Annotated in this window: 18 protein-coding genes; 16 read left to right on the forward strand and 2 right to left on the reverse strand. The window is 60.1% G+C overall.

The genetic code is table 11. From position 1 onward, the window contains the following. The first annotated feature begins 4 nt into the window (after nucleotides 1-4). From CFB39_RS21315 to CFB39_RS21350, 9 genes are all read left to right on the forward strand, one after another. Complete coding sequence (locus CFB39_RS21315) at nucleotides 5-1711, forward strand: DUF4118 domain-containing protein (protein ID WP_089474343.1); 1707 nt, start codon at nucleotides 5-7, stop codon at nucleotides 1709-1711. After that, nucleotides 1708-2460 (forward strand): response regulator, encoded by a 753-nt coding sequence (locus tag CFB39_RS21320; protein WP_089474344.1) that lies wholly within the window; start codon nucleotides 1708-1710, stop codon nucleotides 2458-2460. The genes CFB39_RS21315 and CFB39_RS21320 overlap by 4 nt, the downstream gene beginning before the upstream one ends. A 273-nt stretch (nucleotides 2461-2733) precedes the next feature. Next, nucleotides 2734-3507 (forward strand): ABC transporter substrate-binding protein, encoded by a 774-nt coding sequence (locus CFB39_RS21325; RefSeq protein WP_011355971.1) that lies wholly within the window; start codon nucleotides 2734-2736, stop codon nucleotides 3505-3507. A gap of 174 nt (nucleotides 3508-3681) precedes the next feature. Continuing rightward, nucleotides 3682-4371: an ABC transporter permease gene (locus CFB39_RS21330; protein WP_041493367.1), complete on the forward strand. Its 690-nt coding sequence runs from the start codon at nucleotides 3682-3684 to the stop codon at nucleotides 4369-4371. Next, the gene (locus tag CFB39_RS21335) at nucleotides 4368-5081 is read left to right on the forward strand and encodes an ABC transporter permease (RefSeq protein WP_089428131.1); all 714 of its coding nucleotides are present in this window, start codon (nucleotides 4368-4370) and stop codon (nucleotides 5079-5081) included. The genes CFB39_RS21330 and CFB39_RS21335 overlap by 4 nt, the downstream gene beginning before the upstream one ends. Before the next feature lie 33 nt (nucleotides 5082-5114). Further along, a complete protein-coding gene (locus CFB39_RS21340; RefSeq protein WP_041493635.1) occupies nucleotides 5115-5882 on the forward strand; it encodes an ABC transporter ATP-binding protein in 768 nt (255 codons plus the stop codon). Nucleotides 5883-5975: 93 nt separating this feature from the next. Then, the gene (locus CFB39_RS21345) at nucleotides 5976-6410 is read left to right on the forward strand and encodes a cupin domain-containing protein (protein ID WP_089428130.1); all 435 of its coding nucleotides are present in this window, start codon (nucleotides 5976-5978) and stop codon (nucleotides 6408-6410) included. A 314-nt stretch (nucleotides 6411-6724) separates the two neighbouring features. Further along, a complete protein-coding gene (locus CFB39_RS40310; RefSeq protein ID WP_167347852.1) occupies nucleotides 6725-6862 on the forward strand; it encodes an HHHH-motif protein in 138 nt (45 codons plus the stop codon). A 61-nt stretch (nucleotides 6863-6923) separates the two neighbouring features. Further along, nucleotides 6924-7391: a DUF3761 domain-containing protein gene (locus CFB39_RS21350; RefSeq protein WP_089474345.1), complete on the forward strand. Its 468-nt coding sequence runs from the start codon at nucleotides 6924-6926 to the stop codon at nucleotides 7389-7391. Between the two features lie 106 nt (nucleotides 7392-7497). Here the strand turns inward: CFB39_RS21350 and CFB39_RS21355 are convergent, their stop codons facing one another. Next, complete coding sequence (locus tag CFB39_RS21355; RefSeq protein WP_089474346.1) at nucleotides 7498-8853, reverse strand: polyhydroxyalkanoate depolymerase; 1356 nt, start codon at nucleotides 8851-8853, stop codon at nucleotides 7498-7500. Between the two features lie 288 nt (nucleotides 8854-9141). On the opposite strand from CFB39_RS21355, the gene CFB39_RS21360 reads away from it, so the two are divergent. The 6 genes from CFB39_RS21360 (at nucleotide 9142) to CFB39_RS39560 (ending at nucleotide 17384) form a co-directional block, all read left to right on the forward strand. Beyond that, nucleotides 9142-9807 (forward strand): glutathione S-transferase family protein, encoded by a 666-nt coding sequence (locus tag CFB39_RS21360; protein WP_089474347.1) that lies wholly within the window; start codon nucleotides 9142-9144, stop codon nucleotides 9805-9807. A 237-nt stretch (nucleotides 9808-10044) separates the two neighbouring features. After that, nucleotides 10045-11286: a cyclic nucleotide-binding domain-containing protein gene (locus CFB39_RS21365; RefSeq protein WP_089474348.1), complete on the forward strand. Its 1242-nt coding sequence runs from the start codon at nucleotides 10045-10047 to the stop codon at nucleotides 11284-11286. A 13-nt stretch (nucleotides 11287-11299) separates the two neighbouring features. Further along, nucleotides 11300-12064, forward strand: coding sequence for a flagellar motor protein (locus CFB39_RS21370; RefSeq protein ID WP_089474349.1), 765 nt, complete (start codon nucleotides 11300-11302; stop codon nucleotides 12062-12064). 68 nt (nucleotides 12065-12132) lie between these two features. Continuing rightward, nucleotides 12133-12804 (forward strand): OmpA family protein, encoded by a 672-nt coding sequence (locus CFB39_RS21375; RefSeq protein WP_089474350.1) that lies wholly within the window; start codon nucleotides 12133-12135, stop codon nucleotides 12802-12804. Nucleotides 12805-12975: 171 nt separating this feature from the next. Beyond that, nucleotides 12976-14838, forward strand: a complete 1863-nt coding sequence (locus CFB39_RS21380; protein ID WP_089474351.1) for a methyl-accepting chemotaxis protein — start codon at nucleotides 12976-12978, stop codon at nucleotides 14836-14838. Between the two features lie 674 nt (nucleotides 14839-15512). Further along, nucleotides 15513-17384: an ATP-binding protein gene (locus CFB39_RS39560; protein WP_144030297.1), complete on the forward strand. Its 1872-nt coding sequence runs from the start codon at nucleotides 15513-15515 to the stop codon at nucleotides 17382-17384. Nucleotides 17385-17896: 512 nt separating this feature from the next. On the opposite strand, the gene CFB39_RS39565 is transcribed toward CFB39_RS39560, so the two are convergent. Beyond that, complete coding sequence (locus CFB39_RS39565; protein ID WP_144030298.1) at nucleotides 17897-19150, reverse strand: hypothetical protein; 1254 nt, start codon at nucleotides 19148-19150, stop codon at nucleotides 17897-17899. Between the two features lie 509 nt (nucleotides 19151-19659). Here CFB39_RS39565 and CFB39_RS21385 point away from each other — a divergent pair. After that, nucleotides 19660-19956: a hypothetical protein gene (locus tag CFB39_RS21385; RefSeq protein WP_089429160.1), complete on the forward strand. Its 297-nt coding sequence runs from the start codon at nucleotides 19660-19662 to the stop codon at nucleotides 19954-19956. The last annotated feature ends 113 nt before the right edge of the window (nucleotides 19957-20069 follow it).

Consider the following 20069-nt stretch of genomic DNA (forward strand, 5'->3'; position numbering starts at 1 on the left):
GATCATGGATGTGAATGTGAACGTGAGCGAAGCGAATCGACGGGCAACGGGGCCGCGGGACACCGCCGCCCGCCGCGGTGGAGACGGCGTGCGCCGCGACCGCTGGCGCGGCGTGCTGCGCGCATGCGCGATGCTGGCCGACCGCATCGCGGGCGCCGGGCCCGACACGCAGCCGACGCTGGCCGTGCGCGAAGCGCGACCGCGCACGCAGGTGTGGATGTCGCAGTACGCGGTGCCGCTGCTGCTCGCCACGCTCGTGTGCGCGCTGGCGACGCTCGCGGCCAGCGCGCTGCTGCGCGTGTTCGACCTGTCGAACGTCGTGATGCTGTTCCTGATGACCGTCGTGCTGATCGCGCTGCGGCTCGGCCGGCTCGCCGGTGCGTGGGCCGCGTTCGTGTGCGTCGGCTGCTTCGACTTCTTCTTCGTCGAGCCGAGGCTGTCGTTCGCGGTGTCCGATACGCAGTACGTGTTCACGTTCGCGCTGATGCTGGCCGTCGCGCTCGCGATCGGCCAGCTCGCGGCGCGCCTGCGCGCGGAGGCGCGGGCCGCGCGCGCGAACGAGAAGCGCTCGGCGGCGCTGGCCCGGGTCGCGCATGATCTGTCGGCGGCGATCGAGACCGAGCAGATCGCATCGATCTGCACCGGCACGATCGCGCCGCTGCTGGGCGTGCGCGTCGCACTCGTGCTGCCGGATGCGGATGATCACCTGATGCCGGCGCAGCACGCCCGGTTCGTCGATGCACCGATTGCCCGCTGGGTCTACGAGAATGCGCGTGGCGCGGGGGGCGGGCTGCCGCCGTTCGAGCGCGCGGCCGCGCAGTACCTGCCGCTGAAGGCGCCGATGCGCGTGCGCGGCGTGCTCGTGCTGTTCGGCGACGCGCAGCCGGTGCCCACCGACCCCGACGATCGCCGCCTGATCGACGCATTGTGCTCGTCGATTGCGATGGCGCTCGAACGCGTGCACTACGTCGGTGTCGCGCAGCACACGCTGGTCCGCATCGAAGGCGAGCGGCTGCGCAACGCGCTGCTCGCCGCGGTGTCGCACGACCTGAAGACGCCGCTGACCGCGATCCGCGGGCTCGCCGAGACACTGGAGCGGCCGGAGCGGCTGGCCGACGGGCAGCCGGCCGCGCTCGCGCACGGCATCCGCAACCAGGCCGAGGCGCTGCACGGGCTCGTCGTGAACCTGCTCGACCTCGCGCGCATGCAGAGCGAGGGCGTGCGGCTGAATCGCGAATGGCACATGCTCGACGAGATCGTCGGCAGCGCGCTCGCGCATTCGGCCGGCGTGCTGGCCGGTCGCGACGTGAGCACGGACTTGCCGGCCGACCTGCCGCTGATCGACGTCGACGCGCTGCTGATCGAGCGCGTGCTGATGAACCTGCTCGACAACGCGGCGAAGTACGCGGGCACGGACGCGGCCGTGGCGGTGCGGGCGCGCGTGTTCGGCGAAACGCTGTACGTGTTCGTCGAAGACGACGGGCCCGGTTTCACCGCGCGCAACACCGAGCCGCTGTTCGAGCCGTTCGAGCGCGAACGCAAGGAATCGTCGATCAGCGGCGTGGGGCTCGGGCTCGCGCTGTGCCGCAGCATCGTCAACGCGCACGGCGGCTCGATCCGCGCGGTGCCGCTCGATCCGCACGGCGCGCGGTTCGAGGTTCGCCTGCCACTGGGTGCGCCGCCCGATATCGAACACGAGAGCCGGACATGATCAGATCGCGCGTACTTATCGTCGAGGACGAATCGGACATTCGCCGTTTCGTGCGGATGGCGCTGGAACAGGAAGGGCTCGACACCTGCGAGGCGTCGACGGCCCGCGAGGCGCGGATGTATGCGTCGAGCAGCAAGCCCGATCTCGTGATCGTCGATCTCGGGCTGCCGGACGACGACGGCAAGACCTTCATCCGCGAATTGCGCGAGTGGTCGACGGTGCCGGTGATCGTGCTCTCGGCGCGGCAGCAGGAAGTGGAGAAGGTCGCGGCGCTCGATGCCGGCGCGGACGATTACCTGCCGAAGCCGTTCGGCGTGCCCGAACTGCTCGCGCGGGCACGCGCGCAGTTGCGGCGCGCGGCGTTCGTATCGGCCGACGGGCAATCGTCGTCGATCGTGCGGTTCGGCGACGTGACCGTCGATCTCGGCAAGCACGAAGTCGCGCGCGGCGGCGCGCCCGTTCACCTGACGCGCCTCGAATTCCGGCTGCTCGCCGCGCTGATTCGCGCGCGGGGCGGCGTGATCGCCGCGCGGCAATTGCTGGCGGAGGTGTGGGGCGTCCATGATGCCGACCGCGCGCATTACGTGCGCGTGTACATGACGAACCTGCGGCAGAAGCTCGAACCGGTGCCGGCGCGCCCGCGGCACCTGCTGACGGAGTTGCAGTTCGGCTACCGGCTGGTCGGTCTGGAAACGGTCGGCGTGGCGGACGGGCCGCGTGGTGCGGCATCGGCAGGTCTAGACAACTGAAATCCCGCTCCCGGCCGTGCGCCGGCGCGCGGAGAAAGCGGTTGTTTAGCTCGATGTAATTCGCAATTAATTGAAATATAAGGAAATTTGCGACCCACGATCCTATTGGTCCGACAATTAGAGATAAACACGGATTGCTGGCGCACCCTCCGAAAAGGCAAAGTTGTATGTACAACTTGGGGTGTCGCCGGAACGGGCGGCTTCCGGGTTGGAAGGGTTCACGGCGGCGCTGCCCGACGGAACCCGGCCCAGTTCGCCTCTGACAGGAACGCCATGAAGAAACTCGCGCTCAGTATTGCCCTTGCCTGCATCGCGGTCGGTGCCCACGCCAAGGATTGGTCGACGATCCGGTTCGGCGTCGACGCCAGCTATCCGCCGTTCGAATCGAAGGACGCAAGCGGCAAGGTCGTCGGCTTCGACGTCGATCTCGGCAACGAGATCTGCGCCCGCCTGAAGGCGAAATGCGTGTGGATCGAGAACGACTTCGACGGGATGATTCCCGCGCTGAAGGCGAAGAAGTTCGATGGCGTGCTGTCGTCGATGTCGATGACGCCGGCGCGTGCCGAGCAGATCGCGTTCTCCGACAAGCTGTTCAACACGCCGACGCGTCTCGTCACGAAGAAGGGCGCTAACCTGCAGCCGACGGCCGAATCGCTGAAGGGCAAGTCGGTCGGCGTCGAACAGGGCACCATCCAGGAAACCTACGCGAAGGCCTACTGGGCGCCGAAGGGCGTGCAGGTCGTGCCGTACCAGAACCAGGACGGCGTGTACCAGGACCTGATGTCGGGCCGTCTCGACGCGGCGCTGCAGGACGCGGTGCAGGCCGACATCGGCTTCCTGAAGACGCCGCGCGGCGCGAACTTCGAGTTCGCCGGCAAGGACATCGACGATCCGAAGACGCTCGGCAATGGCGCCGGCATCGGGCTGCGCAAGGACGACGCCGACCTGAAGGCGAAGATCGACCACGCGATCGCCGACATCATCAAGGACGGCACGTACAAGAAGCTCGAGAAGAAGTACTTCGCGTTCGACGTCTACGGCGGCTGATCTTCCATGCGGCGCGCATCGGTTGCGGTGCGTGCCGCGTCTGTCGTGGGTGCAGCCCGCTTCGCGTGATGCGTTCGACTTGATGAGCAGGCTGCATCAGGTAGTGCGTAGATATCGTTTGATGCCCGGGTAATGGCTATTGACAATCCAGCCACATCGTTCTGGATCCCTCATATGATCTTCCAAGGATTTGGCCCGCTGTTGTGGGCCGGCACGGTGGAAACCGTGAAGCTCGCGGTGCTGTCGCTCGCGGCGTCGCTCGTGCTGGGCCTCATCGGCGCGAGCGCCAAACTGTCGACGAACCGCATGCTCAAGTCGATCGGCACCTTCTACACGACGCTGATCCGCGCGGTGCCGGACCTCGTGCTGATGCTGCTGCTGTTTTACGGGATCCAGATCCTGCTGAACAACGTCACCGACATGCTCGGCTGGGACCAGATCGACATCGACCCGTTCGTGGCCGGCGTCATCACGCTCGGCTTCATCTATGGCGCGTACTTCACCGAGACGTTCCGCGGCGCGTTCCTCGCGGTGCCGCGCGGCCAGCTCGAAGCGGGCTTCGCATACGGGATGAGCGGCTGGCGCGTGTTCCGCCGCATCCTGTTCCCGCAGATGATGCGCTTCGCGCTGCCCGGCATCGGCAACAACTGGCAGGTGCTCGTGAAGGCCACCGCGCTCGTGTCGATCATCGGCCTCGCCGACGTCGTCAAGGCGTCGCAGGACGCCGGCAAGAGCACGCTCGATTTCTTCTTCTTCACGCTGGCTGCAGGCGCGATCTACCTCGCGATCACGACGGTATCCAACGTCGTGCTGCATCACCTCGAGAAGCGTTATTCCGTCGGCGTCCGGAGGCTCGCACTGTGATCGAACTCGTCAGCCAGTACTGGCAAAGCTATCTCTACACCGACGGCTACCGCTTCAGCGGCCTCGCGATCACGCTGTGGCTGCTGGTCGTGTCGATCGCGCTGGGCTTCGCGCTCGCCGTGCCGCTCGCGATCGCGCGCGCATCGTCGAACCGCTGGATCTCCGGCCCGGTGTGGCTCTATACGTACGTGTTCCGCGGCACGCCGCTCTACGTGCAGCTGCTGATGTGCTACACGGGCATCTACAGCCTGCAGGTCGTGCACAACCACGTGCTGCTCGACACGTTCTTCCGCAACGCGATGAACTGCACGCTGCTCGCGTTCGTGCTGAACGAATGCGCGTATGCCACCGAGATCTTCGCGGGCGCGATCAAGGCGACGTCGGCCGGCGAGATCGAGGCAGGCATGGCCTACGGGATGTCGCGCTTCAAGCTCTATACGCGGATCATCCTGCCGTCCGCGCTGCGCCGCTCGCTGCCGAGCTACAGCAACGAAGTGATCCTGATGCTGCACGCGACGACGCTCGCGTTCACCGCGACCGTGCCCGACATCCTGAAGATCACGCGCGACGTCAATTCGGCAACCTACATGTCGTTCCAGGCCTACGGCATCGCGGCCGTGCTGTACGCCGCCGTCGTGTTCACGCTCATCTGGGCGTTCCGCAAGCTCGAGACGCGCTGGCTCGCGTACCTCTCGCCGCGCGGCCATTAACGCATTCGCAAGATTCGCAACGAAGGACCCAGCATGTACAAGCTTACCGTTGACAACCTGCACAAGAAGTTCGGCGACAACGAGGTGTTGAAGGGCGTGTCGATGAAGGCGAAGGCCGGCGACGTGATCAGCATCATCGGCTCGAGCGGCTCCGGCAAGAGCACGTTCCTGCGCTGCATCAACTTCCTCGAGCAGCCGTGCTCCGGGCAGATCACGATCGGCAGCGAGCCGATCCAGACCACGCGCGACCGCAACGGCTCGCTGCGGGTGGCCGACCAGAAGCAGCTGCAGCGGATGCGCACGAAGCTGTCGATGGTGTTCCAGCACTTCAACCTGTGGGCCCACATGACGGTGCTCGAGAACATCATCGAAGCGCCGATGGCCGTGCTCGGCGTCAGCAAGGACGAAGCGATCGCGCGGGCGCGCAAGTACCTGGAGAAGGTCGGTCTCGCACCGCGCGTCGAGGGCATGTATCCGTCGCACCTGTCGGGCGGCCAGCAGCAGCGCGTGGCGATTGCACGCGCGCTCGCGATGGAGCCGGAAGTGATGCTGTTCGACGAGCCGACGTCGGCGCTCGATCCGGAGCTGGTGGGCGAAGTGCTGAAGGTGATGCAGAAGCTCGCCGAGGAAGGCCGCACGATGGTCGTCGTCACGCACGAGATGGGTTTCGCACGCAACGTGTCGAATCACGTGATCTTCCTGCATCAGGGGAAGATCGAGGAGGAAGGGAATCCGCAGGAGATTCTCGTGAATCCGAAGAGCGAACGGCTCGGGCAGTTTCTGTCGGGGCGGTTGAAGTAAGCGGCCAGGCGGCGTCGCGCATCGTCCGCGACGTCGCATACTGGAACGCTAAATGCTTGTCACGCGGGATCCTTTCGATGAAGGAGCACCGCGATGAGCACACCGACCACCACCGCCTTTTCCCATGTGAAGCCGCAGGACACCGCGTATCGCGGCGAAGGCCTGCGCGACTTCTTCCTGTATCGCGATCTCGGTATCGCGGCCGCGACGAACGGCAAGGTCGTCGCGCAACTCGTCAGGGCGAATCATGCACCGGAGGCGGGCACCGGCTGGCACCGTCACGAGGCCGAGTTCCATATCGTGATCATGCTGAAGGGCTGGGCGCGCTTCATGTACGGCGACCAGGAAACGCTGGTGGCAGCTGGCGACTGCGTGCATCAGGCGCCGGGGATCGTCCACTATCTGTTCGACTACTCGCCGGACATGGAGTACCTGGAGATCGTCGGGCCCGCCGATTTCAAGTCGATCGATGTCGAAGGGCCGTGCGCGGTGCCGCCGCCGACACCGTGGGGCGAGGCGGGGGCGTAGTTGCCGCCGTGCTTTCGCGTGCATCGTCCTTACGCCTGTTTGTGACAAACCGCCTTCGTGGCGGTTTTTTCTTGCGCGTTCCACGGAGGTTTCCGTGCGAACCGCTTTCCCGGCTTCACATTCTTTCGAATTCCGAATGGTCGCGAAGCTGAAGATCCGGAAAGAAAAGAAAGACATTCGTCAGCTTCGCTGCGTTGACGGCGCCGCGATGTCAAAGATCGTCAATTGCGCGTGGATGCGGTGCACGGCGAGTCGACGACCGGCGTTAAGGAAGTACCAGCCGGATCACCGGTTGAGTTACCCGGGAGAGTTTCATGAAGCGCATCGCGAAGATCCTGACGGCCACCGCAGTGGCATGTGCCGTCCTTGCTCCGGCACTGGCCGAAGCGCATTCGCACCGTGTGTGTCATTTCGATCATCACCACCATCGCGTGTGCCGCTGGGTGCGGTAACCGCGACTTTCCCGGGACTACCCGGAACGTATGCTTCATTCAGGCAAATCAGGAGAGGACTATGAAAAAGACGATGTTGATCGCCGCGCTGGTCGCCGGCATGGGGTTGTCGATCGGTGCGTTCGCGCAGGTTCCGGCCAGCGCGCCGGCCGGCACGACCGGTCTGTGCAAGGACGGCTCGTTCTACTCGGGCGCATCGAAGAAGGGCGCATGCGCCGGCCATAAGGGTGTGAAGACCTGGTACGGCGCATCGTCGGCGGCAGCCGCGAGCGCACCGGCCGCAGCGCCGGCCATGGCAGCCTCCGCAGCCCCGGCATCGGGCACCGCGCCGGCGAAGAGCGCGGCAGCGACGACCGCGGCGGCAGCGCCGGGCGGCGGCGCGGGCAAGGTATGGGCCAATGACAGTACGAAGGTCTACCACTGCTCGACCGACAAGTACTACGGCAAGACGAAGCACGGCAGCTACATGTCGGAAGCCGACGCGAAGGCGAAGGGCTACCACGCATCGCACGGCAAGGCCTGTTCGTAACGCGGGCTGACGCGCGAGGCCGCTCCCTCGCGCATCATCTGAACACTGCAGCAACGCACGCCCCGCCATCAACGGCGGGGCGTTTCATTTTCAGCGCCGTCCGGTTTCAGTGGGCGAGCTGCGATTGCGTGTCGGTCGCTGCATCGTGCGCGGTTGCGCGGGCGTCGAGCAGCGCGCGCAGCGTGACGTAGTGCGTGCCGTCCGCGCGACCGTCTGCATCGGCAGTGCGATCGTATGGCTCGTTGTCGTGGATCGTCGCGCGCACGATCGGATAGATCTGCGTTTCCCAGCGGCTGCCGTTGAACACGCCGTAATGGCCTGCGCCCGTCTGCACATGGTGTGTCTTCAGGTACGGCGGCAACCCCGAGCACAGCTCCTGCGCGGCCACCGTCTGGCCGACCGCGCAGATGTCGTCCTTCTCGCCTTCGATCGTCAACAGCGCGGTGCGATGAATCGCTGCCGGTTCGACGAGCCGGTCGCCGACCGTCAGCTCGCCGCGCGCGAGCGCGTATTGCTGGAACACCTTCTCGACCGTTTCCAGATAGAACTCCGCGGTGAGATCGGCGGTCGCGAAGTATTCGTCGTAGAAGTGCCGCAGCGTGTCGGCCTTCGCCGGATCGCCTTTCGCGCGCTCGTAATACAGGTCGGCGAACGACGCCGCATGACGATCGGGATTCATCGACATGAACGCGCCCACCTGCACGAAGCCCGGATACACGCAGCGCTGCGCCCCGACGAAGCCCGCCGGCACGACACTGATCAGGTTGCGCGCGAACCATTCGATCGGCTGGCTCGTCGCGAGCGCGTTGACCTTCGTCGGATTCACGCGGCAATCGATCGGGCCTGCCATCAGCGTCAGGCTCGCGGGCTGCGCTGGATCGCCGCCGGCCGCCATCAACGAAACTGCTGCAAGCGCGGCGACGGTCGGCTGGCAGATCGCGAGCACGTGCGCATCCGGGCCGATCTGGTGGATGAAGTCGATCACGTGCGCGACGTATTCGTCGAAGCCGAACCGTCCGGCCGTCAGCGGGATGTCGCGCGGGTTGTGCCAATCGGTGATGTACACGTCGTGGTCGGCGAGCATCGTCTGCACCGTGCCGCGCAGCAGCGTCGCGAAATGCCCGGACATCGGTGCGACGATCAGCACGCGCGGCTGGCGCGCCACCGGCCGCGCCTTGCGGAAATGCAGCAGCGTGCCGAACGGGGTGCCCGCGGCGGCTTCCTCGACGATCGGCACCGTTTCGCCGTCGACGACGATCGACGCGATGCCGAACGGCGGACGCCGATGCGAGAACGCGCAGCATTCGAGCAGTTCGCACAGCGCGTCGAGCATGCGGCCGGTCGGCGTCGCGGTGGCGGGCGGCCACAGCGACATCGTCGCGCGGGTAGCGGCGGCCCATGCGCGCGCCGGGCGCGTGCATTCTGCAGACCATTGATAGAACGGATAGGCAAGCAGATTCATGGCTGTCGCTCGTTGTGCCGCGTTGCATGGAACGAGGCAAGCGATGTGCCAGCCTGCGGCTGGCACGCGCGTTGCACGCGGTTCCGGGGCGCGGCGACGCAGGCGGCACGTGACACACGGCAGCCGCACGTGATGCGTTGCCCGGCCGACCTGTCGTGCGGCACGTGACGCGACAGCGTGCTGCGCTGCGCCAGTTCGGCGAATGCGCGGCACCGGCATGGTGCGGGTGGCGCCACATGGCGTCTGTTTCGGTGCAGGGGCACGAACGGTTTTGAACAGGGGAGCGACATGGAAGTCACCGGAGGACAGACGACGCTGACCATCAGCAGCCGCAATTACTCGTCGTGGTCGATGCGCGGCTGGCTGCTCGCGAAGCTGAGCGGCCTCGTGTTCGAGACGGTCAGCGTGCCGATCGACGCCGCGTCGCGCGCGGAGTTGCTGTTGCTGTCGCCGTCGATTCTCGTGCCGTGCCTCACCCACGACGGCAATACGGTGTGGGACACGCTCGCGATCGCCGAATACCTGAACGAAATCCGGCCGCAGGCGCGGCTGCTGCCGGAAGACCGGCGAGCCCGCGCGCATTGCCGGTCGATCTGCGGCGAGATGCATTCCGGTTTCAGCGCGTTGCGCTCCGCGTTGCCGATGAACCTGCGCGCGCATTTCCCCGGCTTCCGCATCTGGTCGCGCGCGCAGCACGACATCGAGCGGATCGTGACGATCTGGCGCGAGTGCCTGGCCGCGTACGGCGGCCCCTGGCTGTTCGGTGCGGAGATCGGCATCGCCGACGCGATGTATGCGCCGGTCGTCACGCGCTTCCTGACCTACGACGTGAAACTGGAACCCGATATCGCCGAGTACTGCATGCAGGTGCTCGCGCATCCGTTCGTGACGGAATGGATCGATGCGGCGAAGGCGGAGCACGAAGACATCGACGAACTCGACATGGAGTTCTGACGCGCGGGTTCGCCCCGCGCTTTCAATTGCACTACACGCGCAGGCATTGAAATGAACTTTCCGCTGTGGCTGCGCGACTCGCAAACGTTTTACCTTGATTTCGGTTCGAAACGAGGACGAATCCCCTAAAGGATGTTGAGCACGCTGACGTAAACGAGTCACGGGGATGACTCGCGATCACATGCTTTCGACGTGCGACGCGCAGTCCGAAAAAATCAGCGCAGCAGGGGAATCGACGTGAATCGTCAGCAATCGTGGACGCGTACAGCGGCGCCCGGGGAAATCATTTACTCCGAGGGTTTTGCGGGCGAGCCCGTCATCTTTCTGATCACCGACGGCAAGGTCGAACTGTCGACGCGATGCGACGACAAGCGCGTCGTCGTCGCGACACGCGGCCGCGGCGAGTTCTTCGGTGAATCGGCGCTGCTCGCGACCGAGCCGCGTGCCCATACCGCGAAGGCACTTTCATTCTGTCAGCTCACGGTCGTGCCGGCCGGCATGCTCGATGAGGAAATCGAGCGTGTGTCGGCGCTGCTGCGTCACATCGTGCGAACGATGATCCGCCGCGTGAAGCGCAAGGACGACCAGCTCGCCACCTACACCCATGCCGACTTCATGCCGGGCGTGCTGTCGTATGCGCATGTGCTGTCGCTGATGGCGGGCGCCGAAGCGCGCGATGGCGGCGACGCCTGGGCGCGCCGGCCGATGCAGGCCCACGCGGCCGAAACCTCGGTGCCGCTCGCCGACGTGATCCGCAAATGCCGCGCGATTGCCGGCCACTCGCGGCCGCACGTGCTCGCGATGCTGCGACGCATGGAGAAGCTCAATCTCGTCACGATCGAAGCGGCGCAGGCGGACCATGCGGGCGGGGCGGTCGACTATGCGGCGTCGTCGGATGCACGCCAGGTCGTCACGTTCGACGCGGCGCGCGTGATCGATCGCGCGCAGCAGGTGGCCGATCACGATCTCGACCTGTCGATCAACAGCGAACTCGAACTCATCGAGCTGGCCGATCTCGAAGCGCTGATCGGTGTCGAGAAGACGATGCTGCTCAACAAACTGTCGAACGGCGAGATTGCCGACGAGTTGTTCGCGTTCCGCAAATCGAAGGTGCTCAGTTACGTCGAACAGAAGGGCGTGACGTACTTCTCGCGACGCAACGCGCGACGTGGAGAGGTGCGTGCGCTGGAGGATCTCGTGTCGATCGACCAGCGCACGCTGTTCGACGTCATCAGCGCGTTCGATACGTACGATCTCGCGAAGCTGATCGCGAATCTCGACGATCGCGCGGTGGCCGACAAGCTGTTCTCCGTGATGACCGAGGCGCGGCGCAACGAGGTGTCGTGGGTGATGCGCCGTGAGCTCAAGCTCGATCCGGTCGAGATCGAGGACATTGAGCAGCGCGTGCTGGATGCCGTGCGCGCGGCGAAGTCGCCGGCGGTGGGCACTGTGCCTGTCGCGTCGGCATCGGACGCATGACGAGGAGACGCGCATGGACCTGTTGACCCTGGCCGGTGTGCTGTTGGGCGGTGCGGCGATCGTGTTCGGTTTCGCGCTGGAAGGCGGGCATTTCTCGATGCTGTTCCAGTTCGAGGCGCTCGTGATCGTACTCGGCGGCACGCTCGGCGCGGTGATGATCCAGAACACCTGGGCGCGTTTCTTCGACGCGGTAAAGCAATTGCGGCTCGCGTTCGTGCGGGCACGCGAGGTCGATCGCAAGAACCTGTCAGACCTGCTCGAATGGGGCGACCGCGCGAAGCTCGACGGGCTGCTCGCGTTCGAATCGATGGACGTGAGCGGTATCCATCCGTTCGCGCGCCGCGGGCTCGAACTGCTGGCGAACGGTGTATCGACCGCCGTGCTCGAAGACGCGTTGCAGCGCGAACTCGATGCGTATGAACGCAGCCGACTCGCCGCCGTGCGCGTGTGGCAGCAGGCCGGCGGCTATGCGCCGACCTTCGGCATTCTCGGCTCGGTGCTCGGGCTCGTGCAGGTGACGAGCCATATTCTGGAGCCGGCGCAGCTCGGGCCGGGCATCGCGATGGCATTCGTCGCGACGCTGTATGGGCTCGCGTTCGCGAATCTCGTGTTCCTGCCGCTGTACGGCAAGCTGCGCGCGCAGATCGACAGCGAGATGCGGTTCCGCAAGCTGTATCTCGATGGCTTGCTCGCGATCTCGCGCAAGGAGTCGCCGCATACGATCGAAACGCGGTTGACCGGCGATGTGCGCGGGCGGGCGGCGGAAACGCTGGCGTGATGGTCGTTCGCTCTGTGCCTGCGTGTATCTGCACCTGTACCGTATGACGAACCCGGATTTCCGACAGCATGACGGCTCGAACTGACGGCGCATCCGCCGCCGATCGCGACGATGACGAACTAGAAGGCGCGCAGTCCGGACGCTGGCTGATTTCGTACGCGGATCTCATCACGACGCTGATGGTGCTGTTTCTCGCGCTGTATGTGCTGCAGCTCGCGAAATACAACGCGCTCGATGCGCGGTATCAGACGTTGGCGCGGCAGGCGGGTGGTGCAGCGGCTGCGGTTGTCGATGCCGCCAAGTCCGATCCTGCGCCGCCGTGGCTCGCGTTGCTTGATTCGTTGAAGTCGAATGGGCGCATTTCGCTGGTGAAGGCGCCGCACGGCGTCGAGATCGGTATCGACGCGAAGATTTTGTTCAATGTCGGCGATGCGCGTTTGCTGCCGGATTCGTCGCCGGTGCTGAATCAGATCGCGCAGGCACTGAGCGCGCATGCAACCGGCGACATCCTCGTCGAAGGCCACACCGACAGCGTGCCGATCGCGAACGCGAAATACGAATCGAACTGGGAGCTTTCGTCGGCGCGGGCGGGGAGTGTGGTGCGCTACCTGACCGAGCGCGGTGTCGCGCCGCATCGGCTGGCGGCGATCGGGCGGGCCGATACGCAGCCGCTTGTTGCGGGCGACGATGCTGCTTCAAGGGCAAGGAACCGGCGCGTCACGATCTTCGTTGCGTACTGATCGGCGCGTTGTATTTGCGTTGTTCCCGCACATATAGGCGGCCGCATATGCCCACCCGTCAACAACATAACGAATCTCGAATGATCGCTATCTGAAATCAGCGATGCGGTTCTGCGCGTGCATGCCGATAACCCAATCTGGCTCAGACCGAGCGGTTATCGAGGGTTCCCCATGCATTTCTGGCGCAAGCTTTCCATTCAGAACAAGCTGATTCTCAGCATGACGAGTTGCCTGCTCGTGTTCGTCGCGATTTCGAGCGGGCTCAGCGTCCGTCTGATCGGCAACGCGGTGCGCGATCGCGTCGTCCGCGAAGAATTGCCGACCGCCTTGAACGGCATCCGCGCCGACGTGCAGCGCCAGATGGCCGGCCCGATCGCCGCGTCGCGCATTCTCGCGCGTGATGCGTTCCTGCTGCAATGGGAAGCCGATGGCGAACCCGATGCCGGCACGCGTAACTGGATTCAGCTCGCGAAGAACGTGAAGGACGAGCAGAAGGCCGCGTCCGTGCAGTGGGTGTCGGTGAAGAGCGGCAACTACTACAACGAAGCCGGCCTGCAGCGGAAGGTCACTGACAAAGATCAGTGGCTGACCAGCTTCCTGTCGTCGGGCAAGGCGTACGACGTGAACATGGATCGCGAGGTGACCGTCGGCGGCTACATGATGTTCATCAACAGCCGCGTGGAACTCGACGGCGTGCCGATCGGCGCGGCGAGCATGAGCCTGTCCGTCGATGCGCTCGCGAAGGGGATCTCGGCTTACCGGATCGGTGACACCGGGTTTGCGTATCTCGTGCGTCCCGACGGCGCGATCATGATGCATCGCGATACGTCGCTGATCGACGGCAAGCATTTTCTGAAGGATGAGCCGGGCCTGCCGGGCGATGCGTCGTCGACGCTGCTTGCGGGCAAGCCGTATGCGTATCTGAGCTATGAGGGTGAAGGGGGCGCACGCTTCATCGCGACGTCGTTCATTCCGGAGCTGAATGCGTATGTGGTCGTTCAGGTGCCGCAGGCCGAACTGCTCGGGCCGGTGACGCGTGCGATCCGCAGCGCAGCGCTGGTCGCGGCGGTGGTGGGGCTTGGGGTTGCGTTGCTCGTGATTTGGCTGGTGGGGCGTGCGATTGCTGCGCCGATTCGTCGTGCGGCGACGCTGTTGTCGGAGATCGCGAGCGGTCAGGGCGATTTGACGCGTCGGATGACGGTTGAGAGCGAGGACGAGATCGGGCAACTGTCGGATGCGTTCAACCGGTTCGTGTCGTCGCTGTCGACGCTCGTTCATCGGATTCGGGCGGCTTCGGCTTCTATCGCGACTGGGTCGGCGCAGATTGCTTCGGGGAATGCGGATCTGAGCGAACGCACCGAAGGGCAGTCGAGCAACCTGGAGCGGACGGCTTCGTCGATGGAAGAAATCACGGCCGTGGTGCGCAACAACACCGAGACGGCGACGACGGCCGCGAAGATGATCAACGGCGCGGCGGATACGGCGGCGCGTGGCGGGCAGGTGGTGGGCGAGGTCGTGACGACGATGGAGCAGATCAGTGACGCTTCGCAACGGATTTCCGAGATCATCGTGATGATCGACAGTATTTCGTTTCAGACGAATATTCTGGCGCTGAATGCCGCGGTGGAGGCGGCGCGGGCGGGGGAGCAGGGGCGCGGGTTTGCCGTTGTCGCTTCGGAGGTGCGGAATCTGGCGCAGCGTAGTGCGCAGGCGGCGAAGGAGATCAAATCGCTGATCGAGCATAGCGCGGGGACGGTGGGTGCCGGGTCGCGGCTCGTGAGTGAGGCGGGGAAGGTGATGAGTGATGTTGTTTCCCAGGTTCAAGGCGTTAGCGCGATGATGAGCGAGATTGCCGAGGCTAGCCTGGAGCAGAGTGCCGGGATCGATCAGATCGGGGATGCGGTGCAGTCGCTCGATCAGATGACGCAGCAGAATGCGGCTTTGGTCGAGGAAAGCGCGGCTGCGGCGGAGAGTTTGAAGCAGCAGGCGGCGGAATTGACCCGGCTGGTGTCGGCTTTTAAGGTGGATGAATAACGGTCGATTTGCGGTTGGGGATTGGGGCGTTTCTGAGGGGCGGCTGCCGTGGGGTCACGGTGGCCGTTTTTGTTTGTCGGCGCGGGATTTGGTGGCGTTTATAGAAATGAAACGCATTTCCAGATTGAAGGGGCCGGGGTGGTATTGATTGTCGCCGTCATTGCCGAGGTGGGAGCGCAGGTTGTTGAGTCGCCGACAGGTTCCTTATTTGGTTTATCGGGAGTAGGTTGCGACGGAGGTTGGCCGGCCGCGATGGAAGATCGGGCGGATCTGCATAAGAAATATACGGCAGAGGTGAAGGCAAGGTTGGTTAAGGTCGTCGGGCGGGTTACGGTGAGAGGGTTTCCGGGCAGACGGGGGCATGCAGAGCAGTGTTCCCGATAACGGGATGCCACTCAGGCCGGATGGGCTGTTCACGAGGTCGAATGATGGGAACGCTGCTATCGCTCTCCGTGAGAATCGCTAGCAAGTTTGACTGCGACTCCGAGCCAAGATCTTTTTTGGATCTGGCGTTGTGGGCCTTGCGATGCTAGTTGCGCTGGCAGTAAAGTGTGTTGTCAGTCAAATTTCAAATAGGAGGCGAGGGCGGCAATGCGGCTTGTTTCGAGTGGGTAGAGATTGCGCGTAGTCCTGTGGGCAGTTGATAAAAATACATTTCTATAAATGGATAAAAAGTGAAGCCATCGATTGAGTTTAAGCATGTTCTCGGGGAATTGTCGGTAAATAGAAATGACCCGTGTGAAGTTATACGGGAGCTTATCTCCAATTCTTATGATGCGAACGCGAAGAATTTGCTCTATGCCGCCTTGCAGGATACGAATGGATTTATATTTTTCGATGATGGTGAGGGGCTTAGTACTGACAAGAAGATAAATGGAATAACTCCCTGGGAAGCATTTTTTTCGATTGGGAAATCCACGAAAAAAAAGGGCGACGCGATTGGTTACAAGTGTCAGGGTTCGAAATTATGCTTCGCGTGTGCAAGAATCTTTGTGGCATCTAAAATATCTAAAAAATCCAATCAATGGAATTACAAGATTGTAGAAAATCCTAGAAACAATCTTGATGTAGATTACGATATCGACCCAACTAAAACATCTGATATATCGGAGGAGATTCGGGGCTTCATAGGGACCGTATCATCGGCTACATCTAAGGCGCTGGAAGCACTTGAGAAATTTACGGCGTCGCCAGAAACTGGAACCGGAACTCTTATAATAATTGGAGGCCTTGATACTGAGAACTTCGGAAAATATTTCACCATGAATGCGAAGGCTCCGGAATCTTACTTGTATAATTACATTAGATTCTATACGCGCCATGGCGATATTCGGAAGATAACTGCTGATCAAGGCTTTACTGCTAATCAAATCGCGCAGATTGCGCAACCAGCGGCAGCAAATTTTAGTGTTTTCTCCAATAAAAAGCTCTTCTCGATCCCATTTGGTTATCCCTATCTTGATACGATGGATGCGGATGTTAATGTTAAGACGCCGTCCCAGGTTTCGAGACTTCGAGATGGTCGATTTTTTAGTCGATCAGCTAAATCATTTTCGGTTGGTGGTAACAAATACTCGATTGTGTTTTCGGTCGATGGAAATCGTCGAGCACATGAGGAATACTCAAATCTCGCAAGAAAGGGGCAGAGCAAGTCCGGTATTAAATTGAGTGATCATCGTGGGGTATTTGTATCGGTAAAGGGGATAAAGATATGCAAATATCTGGATCTTCTGTTGTCGCTGGAGGATTACTCGATTCTCTCCGAGGGGGATAGTCCTAGTCATTACGCTATCATCATCGACGGCGACTTTGATCTAGTCACAAATAGAAATGCATTAAGCAAGAAGGCTTACGATACGCTGTCTGATCCGGAATTTATTAAGAAAGTAAAGGAATTTCTGGATGCGCAAAGGACGAAGGATAAGATATTTTTCGAATTGGTCTCTCGGCTTAGACGGGAAAGTTCTGAGAACCTTCTGAATGAACAAATAGAAATTTTAAATGAGTCGAGAAATAATCTAAAGCGCCGAGAGCGATTTAGAATCGAGGACCTTTCTGGGAAGCGCCATTTGTTCTTGTCTCCACTCCCGGGTGAGGAGTATTTGGTTGGGGTGCTCTATGCGATGCTAGGTTATTTTGTTCCAGTGGATTCTGATTATCGGGAATATTGGAGGCAAATTATAACCTTCTCGACGCAAGGTATCGATAGTTTGGCTTATATTGATCCTGATTCAAGTAATCCATTGAAGGCTGAAAATATTCAGGCGGTGGAGTATAAGTACGAATTTAATAATTTCGGTCCGTTCAATCATGCGCTTGCTGTTGTTGATTACATAGTTGCATGGGAGGTGAATGTTGACGTGAATAATCCTGTTCGGGATTCGTTCACTTGTTTTGGCAAGATTAGGGAGACGGATATTCCATTTGTGTGGGAAATCCACGATATTGAAAACGATGAAGGGGGCGAGTACCCGACAGTAGTTCGAGTGATTGAGCTTAAGGAGCTTATACGCCAAACCTTCGACACGGATTTCAAATCTCCCTGAATCCGGAGGCGGCGGAAGCTACGCGCTTGAATTGGTGATTTTGCTAGATTGAGTATTGGCAACGGCACAGAACACGTGCCGTTCGTCGAAAAATCTGGGCTGGTTAGCTTCTGAGGGTGATCGTTAAGGTGATGCTGATTCTAATGTCCAGTGCTGAGAGCGGCCGTGATGGTCGGCGGGAGACCCTTAGCTCGAGTGATCTTTAGAATCGGCACTCAATCGAAACGCTCATAACCGGTTTGCGGCATTAGTCCAGACCGGAAGCGGATGCCCTCCATTACGGTCGCTTCAATATCTTTCGCGGTAAAACCTCGTTGAAGCAGCCGAGTTATCTTAAAGTTATCCTGGATCAAATCAAGAATAAAATGGGAGCTTACTTTCCTTGACTTGCCTAACCATTTCGACAACATCCTTAAACCCACACCCCTGCACCAAGAATTCTTGTAGGAAATAGGATCTTGTAAAGTAAGCATCCAAAACAGTGTAGAGGGAGAAAGTTCCGTCTTCAAGTACTAATGGGAGTTTGGAACGATCAACTTTGAAGGTCTTAATTCTTTTTTTGCGCCGGCTCTCTGGTTGTAGTCCTCGAGTCTTCGATCAAACTCTTCATAGCTATAGAATAAATATTCGTGATCGATGTGAGATATTTTTACTCTTCCGTCATCAATTACGTATTCCAAGTGAATCATTTGAGTGACAACGCAGTCGTCAAGAATTTCAGGGTTTTCGAGAATTTCTTCAAATTCAACGCTATTTTCATTCGAAAAAACCCAAACCGAATCGCCGCAGCCAATCTCGTGAAATTTGTAAATCACCTCGGACAAGAATAACTTATCTTCTGAAACTAACCGAGAGTCAATTACATCCTGCACGACATGTGGAAAATTATATTGGAAAATATCCTGAATTTTAGGGGCGGCCGGGATTTGATGTGTTCCCAAGAGAATGGATATGCGCTGATCTGACTCAATGGGATTTTGAGATCTAGCCAATAATGCCAAATCCTGAACATGGCCCCTCTCTTTGGAGTCGATCAACATTTGAAGGAGCGCTTCTTGCATTTCAACAATGAATTGGAGGTTATTCTTTTTGTCGATTATTCTCGATGGTAGTGCCACAAATATTTCAGAGTCATCGTCCACAGAATAGAGGTCATATTTTCTAAATTGTTGATCATGTTTTGCGATATCGATATCGATATTTTTATAATATTTATATATTAAATTTTCTTTGTGTTCTGTTCGATTGTATTTTTTATTGATGTCTGATTGCTGTGAAAGATTTTCGTATGCAATCCCAAGGAGATGGGCGTAAAAATAATTCCTTTCGCTTTGATTTTCAGAGGGGGTTTTGATTTCTGGAAGAATTGCGCTGTGGAATACGGAATTCGCATCCTCCTCTAGCATTTTAAGTGATAGGTTTTCAAGAATCTTTTCTTTGTATTCGATTAGGGCTATTTCTCTATCTTGATCAATTGTTTGGTTATTAAAATTGGTGTAATGCCTTTCAATTTCTGTGGAAATTTTATTTTTTTTAAATTCAACGAGATCCTTTCCGAATTCGCCGGCATCCAAGAGTTGAGCCACGCTTGGTAAAATTGTGATGAATAATAATTCATCGCCGTCTATGAAATATTGGCCAATAGGAGAAAATTTGCCGACTTCAGAGTAATCTCCCGATAGAGCTTTGCGTAAATTTAGATTCTGTGAATTATTTAAATCGCCGAGAAAATCGCTGATCAACTCGGATGGGCTCTTTGGGGGCATTGGATGGCTCGTTTGGGTATTTAAATGCTTGGTGGTCGGCCATCTGGTGCTGGCCGGATGCAGTCAGTGCCGCTCAGGATAGCAGTTTGTCAATCTGCAAACTCACGGATTCTCATGCTAAGTTGCGGCGCCGAGTTGAAGCCGCTGGTGGAAGCGGCGTCCCGGAAATCAGAACTCATCTGATGGTCTGTGTCAGTCAGTTTGGACTAGTACAGCTTAGTGTCTCGCGTTACCCTCTCGTCCCTCTACCAAACGGCTAGTTCCCCCAATTACCTCATTTCTGAGATGCCAGCCCGACTACACTGGTCCTGAAGCCTCGCTTCTCACCATCTGAAGTTTGACCGCAACCCCCTCCGCCCCGATGGTCGACCGTAAGCCGTCTTGCCCAACAAGACCCAGCGAAGAGGGGAGAAAAAAGGGGAAACCCAAGGCATCAAAAAAGCGCGGGCCGCATGGGCGGCAACCCATACGACCCGCTGACCACCACCAACTCTCCACAGGAGTCGGAAATGGCTGACGCCAATACTAAGCCACGTCGTAGAAAGAACAAACCCGTCAACATGCAGAAGACGTTTGAGCTGGTCCTGCGCAACTACCCGGACCTTCCCAAGCGAGGCTGGCCGTATCTGCCGTGGATGAAGGCGATCGACATTGATTTCAAGATCTTCGGATTCAAGCCTGGCGACCGCGTATACGTGGACGCCAACTACGCGACCCGGCAGATCACGATCACGCCGGATTACAGCCAGTTGGCGTTGCGAGAGCAGCCGTACCACGATCTTGACCGCGGACCGTCGACGCTATAACGCCTGCAAGGGCCGCTTGATGCGGCCCTAGCGAGTGGAATGCAGGCGTTTCCCGAATGCGACTGACTGCCGGGGCGACACCGCCCCGGCCATTGCCGCAAACGCCGCGACTC

The sequence above is a fragment of the Burkholderia sp. AU6039 genome (genome assembly GCF_002223365.1).
GTDB lineage: Bacteria > Pseudomonadota > Gammaproteobacteria > Burkholderiales > Burkholderiaceae > Burkholderia.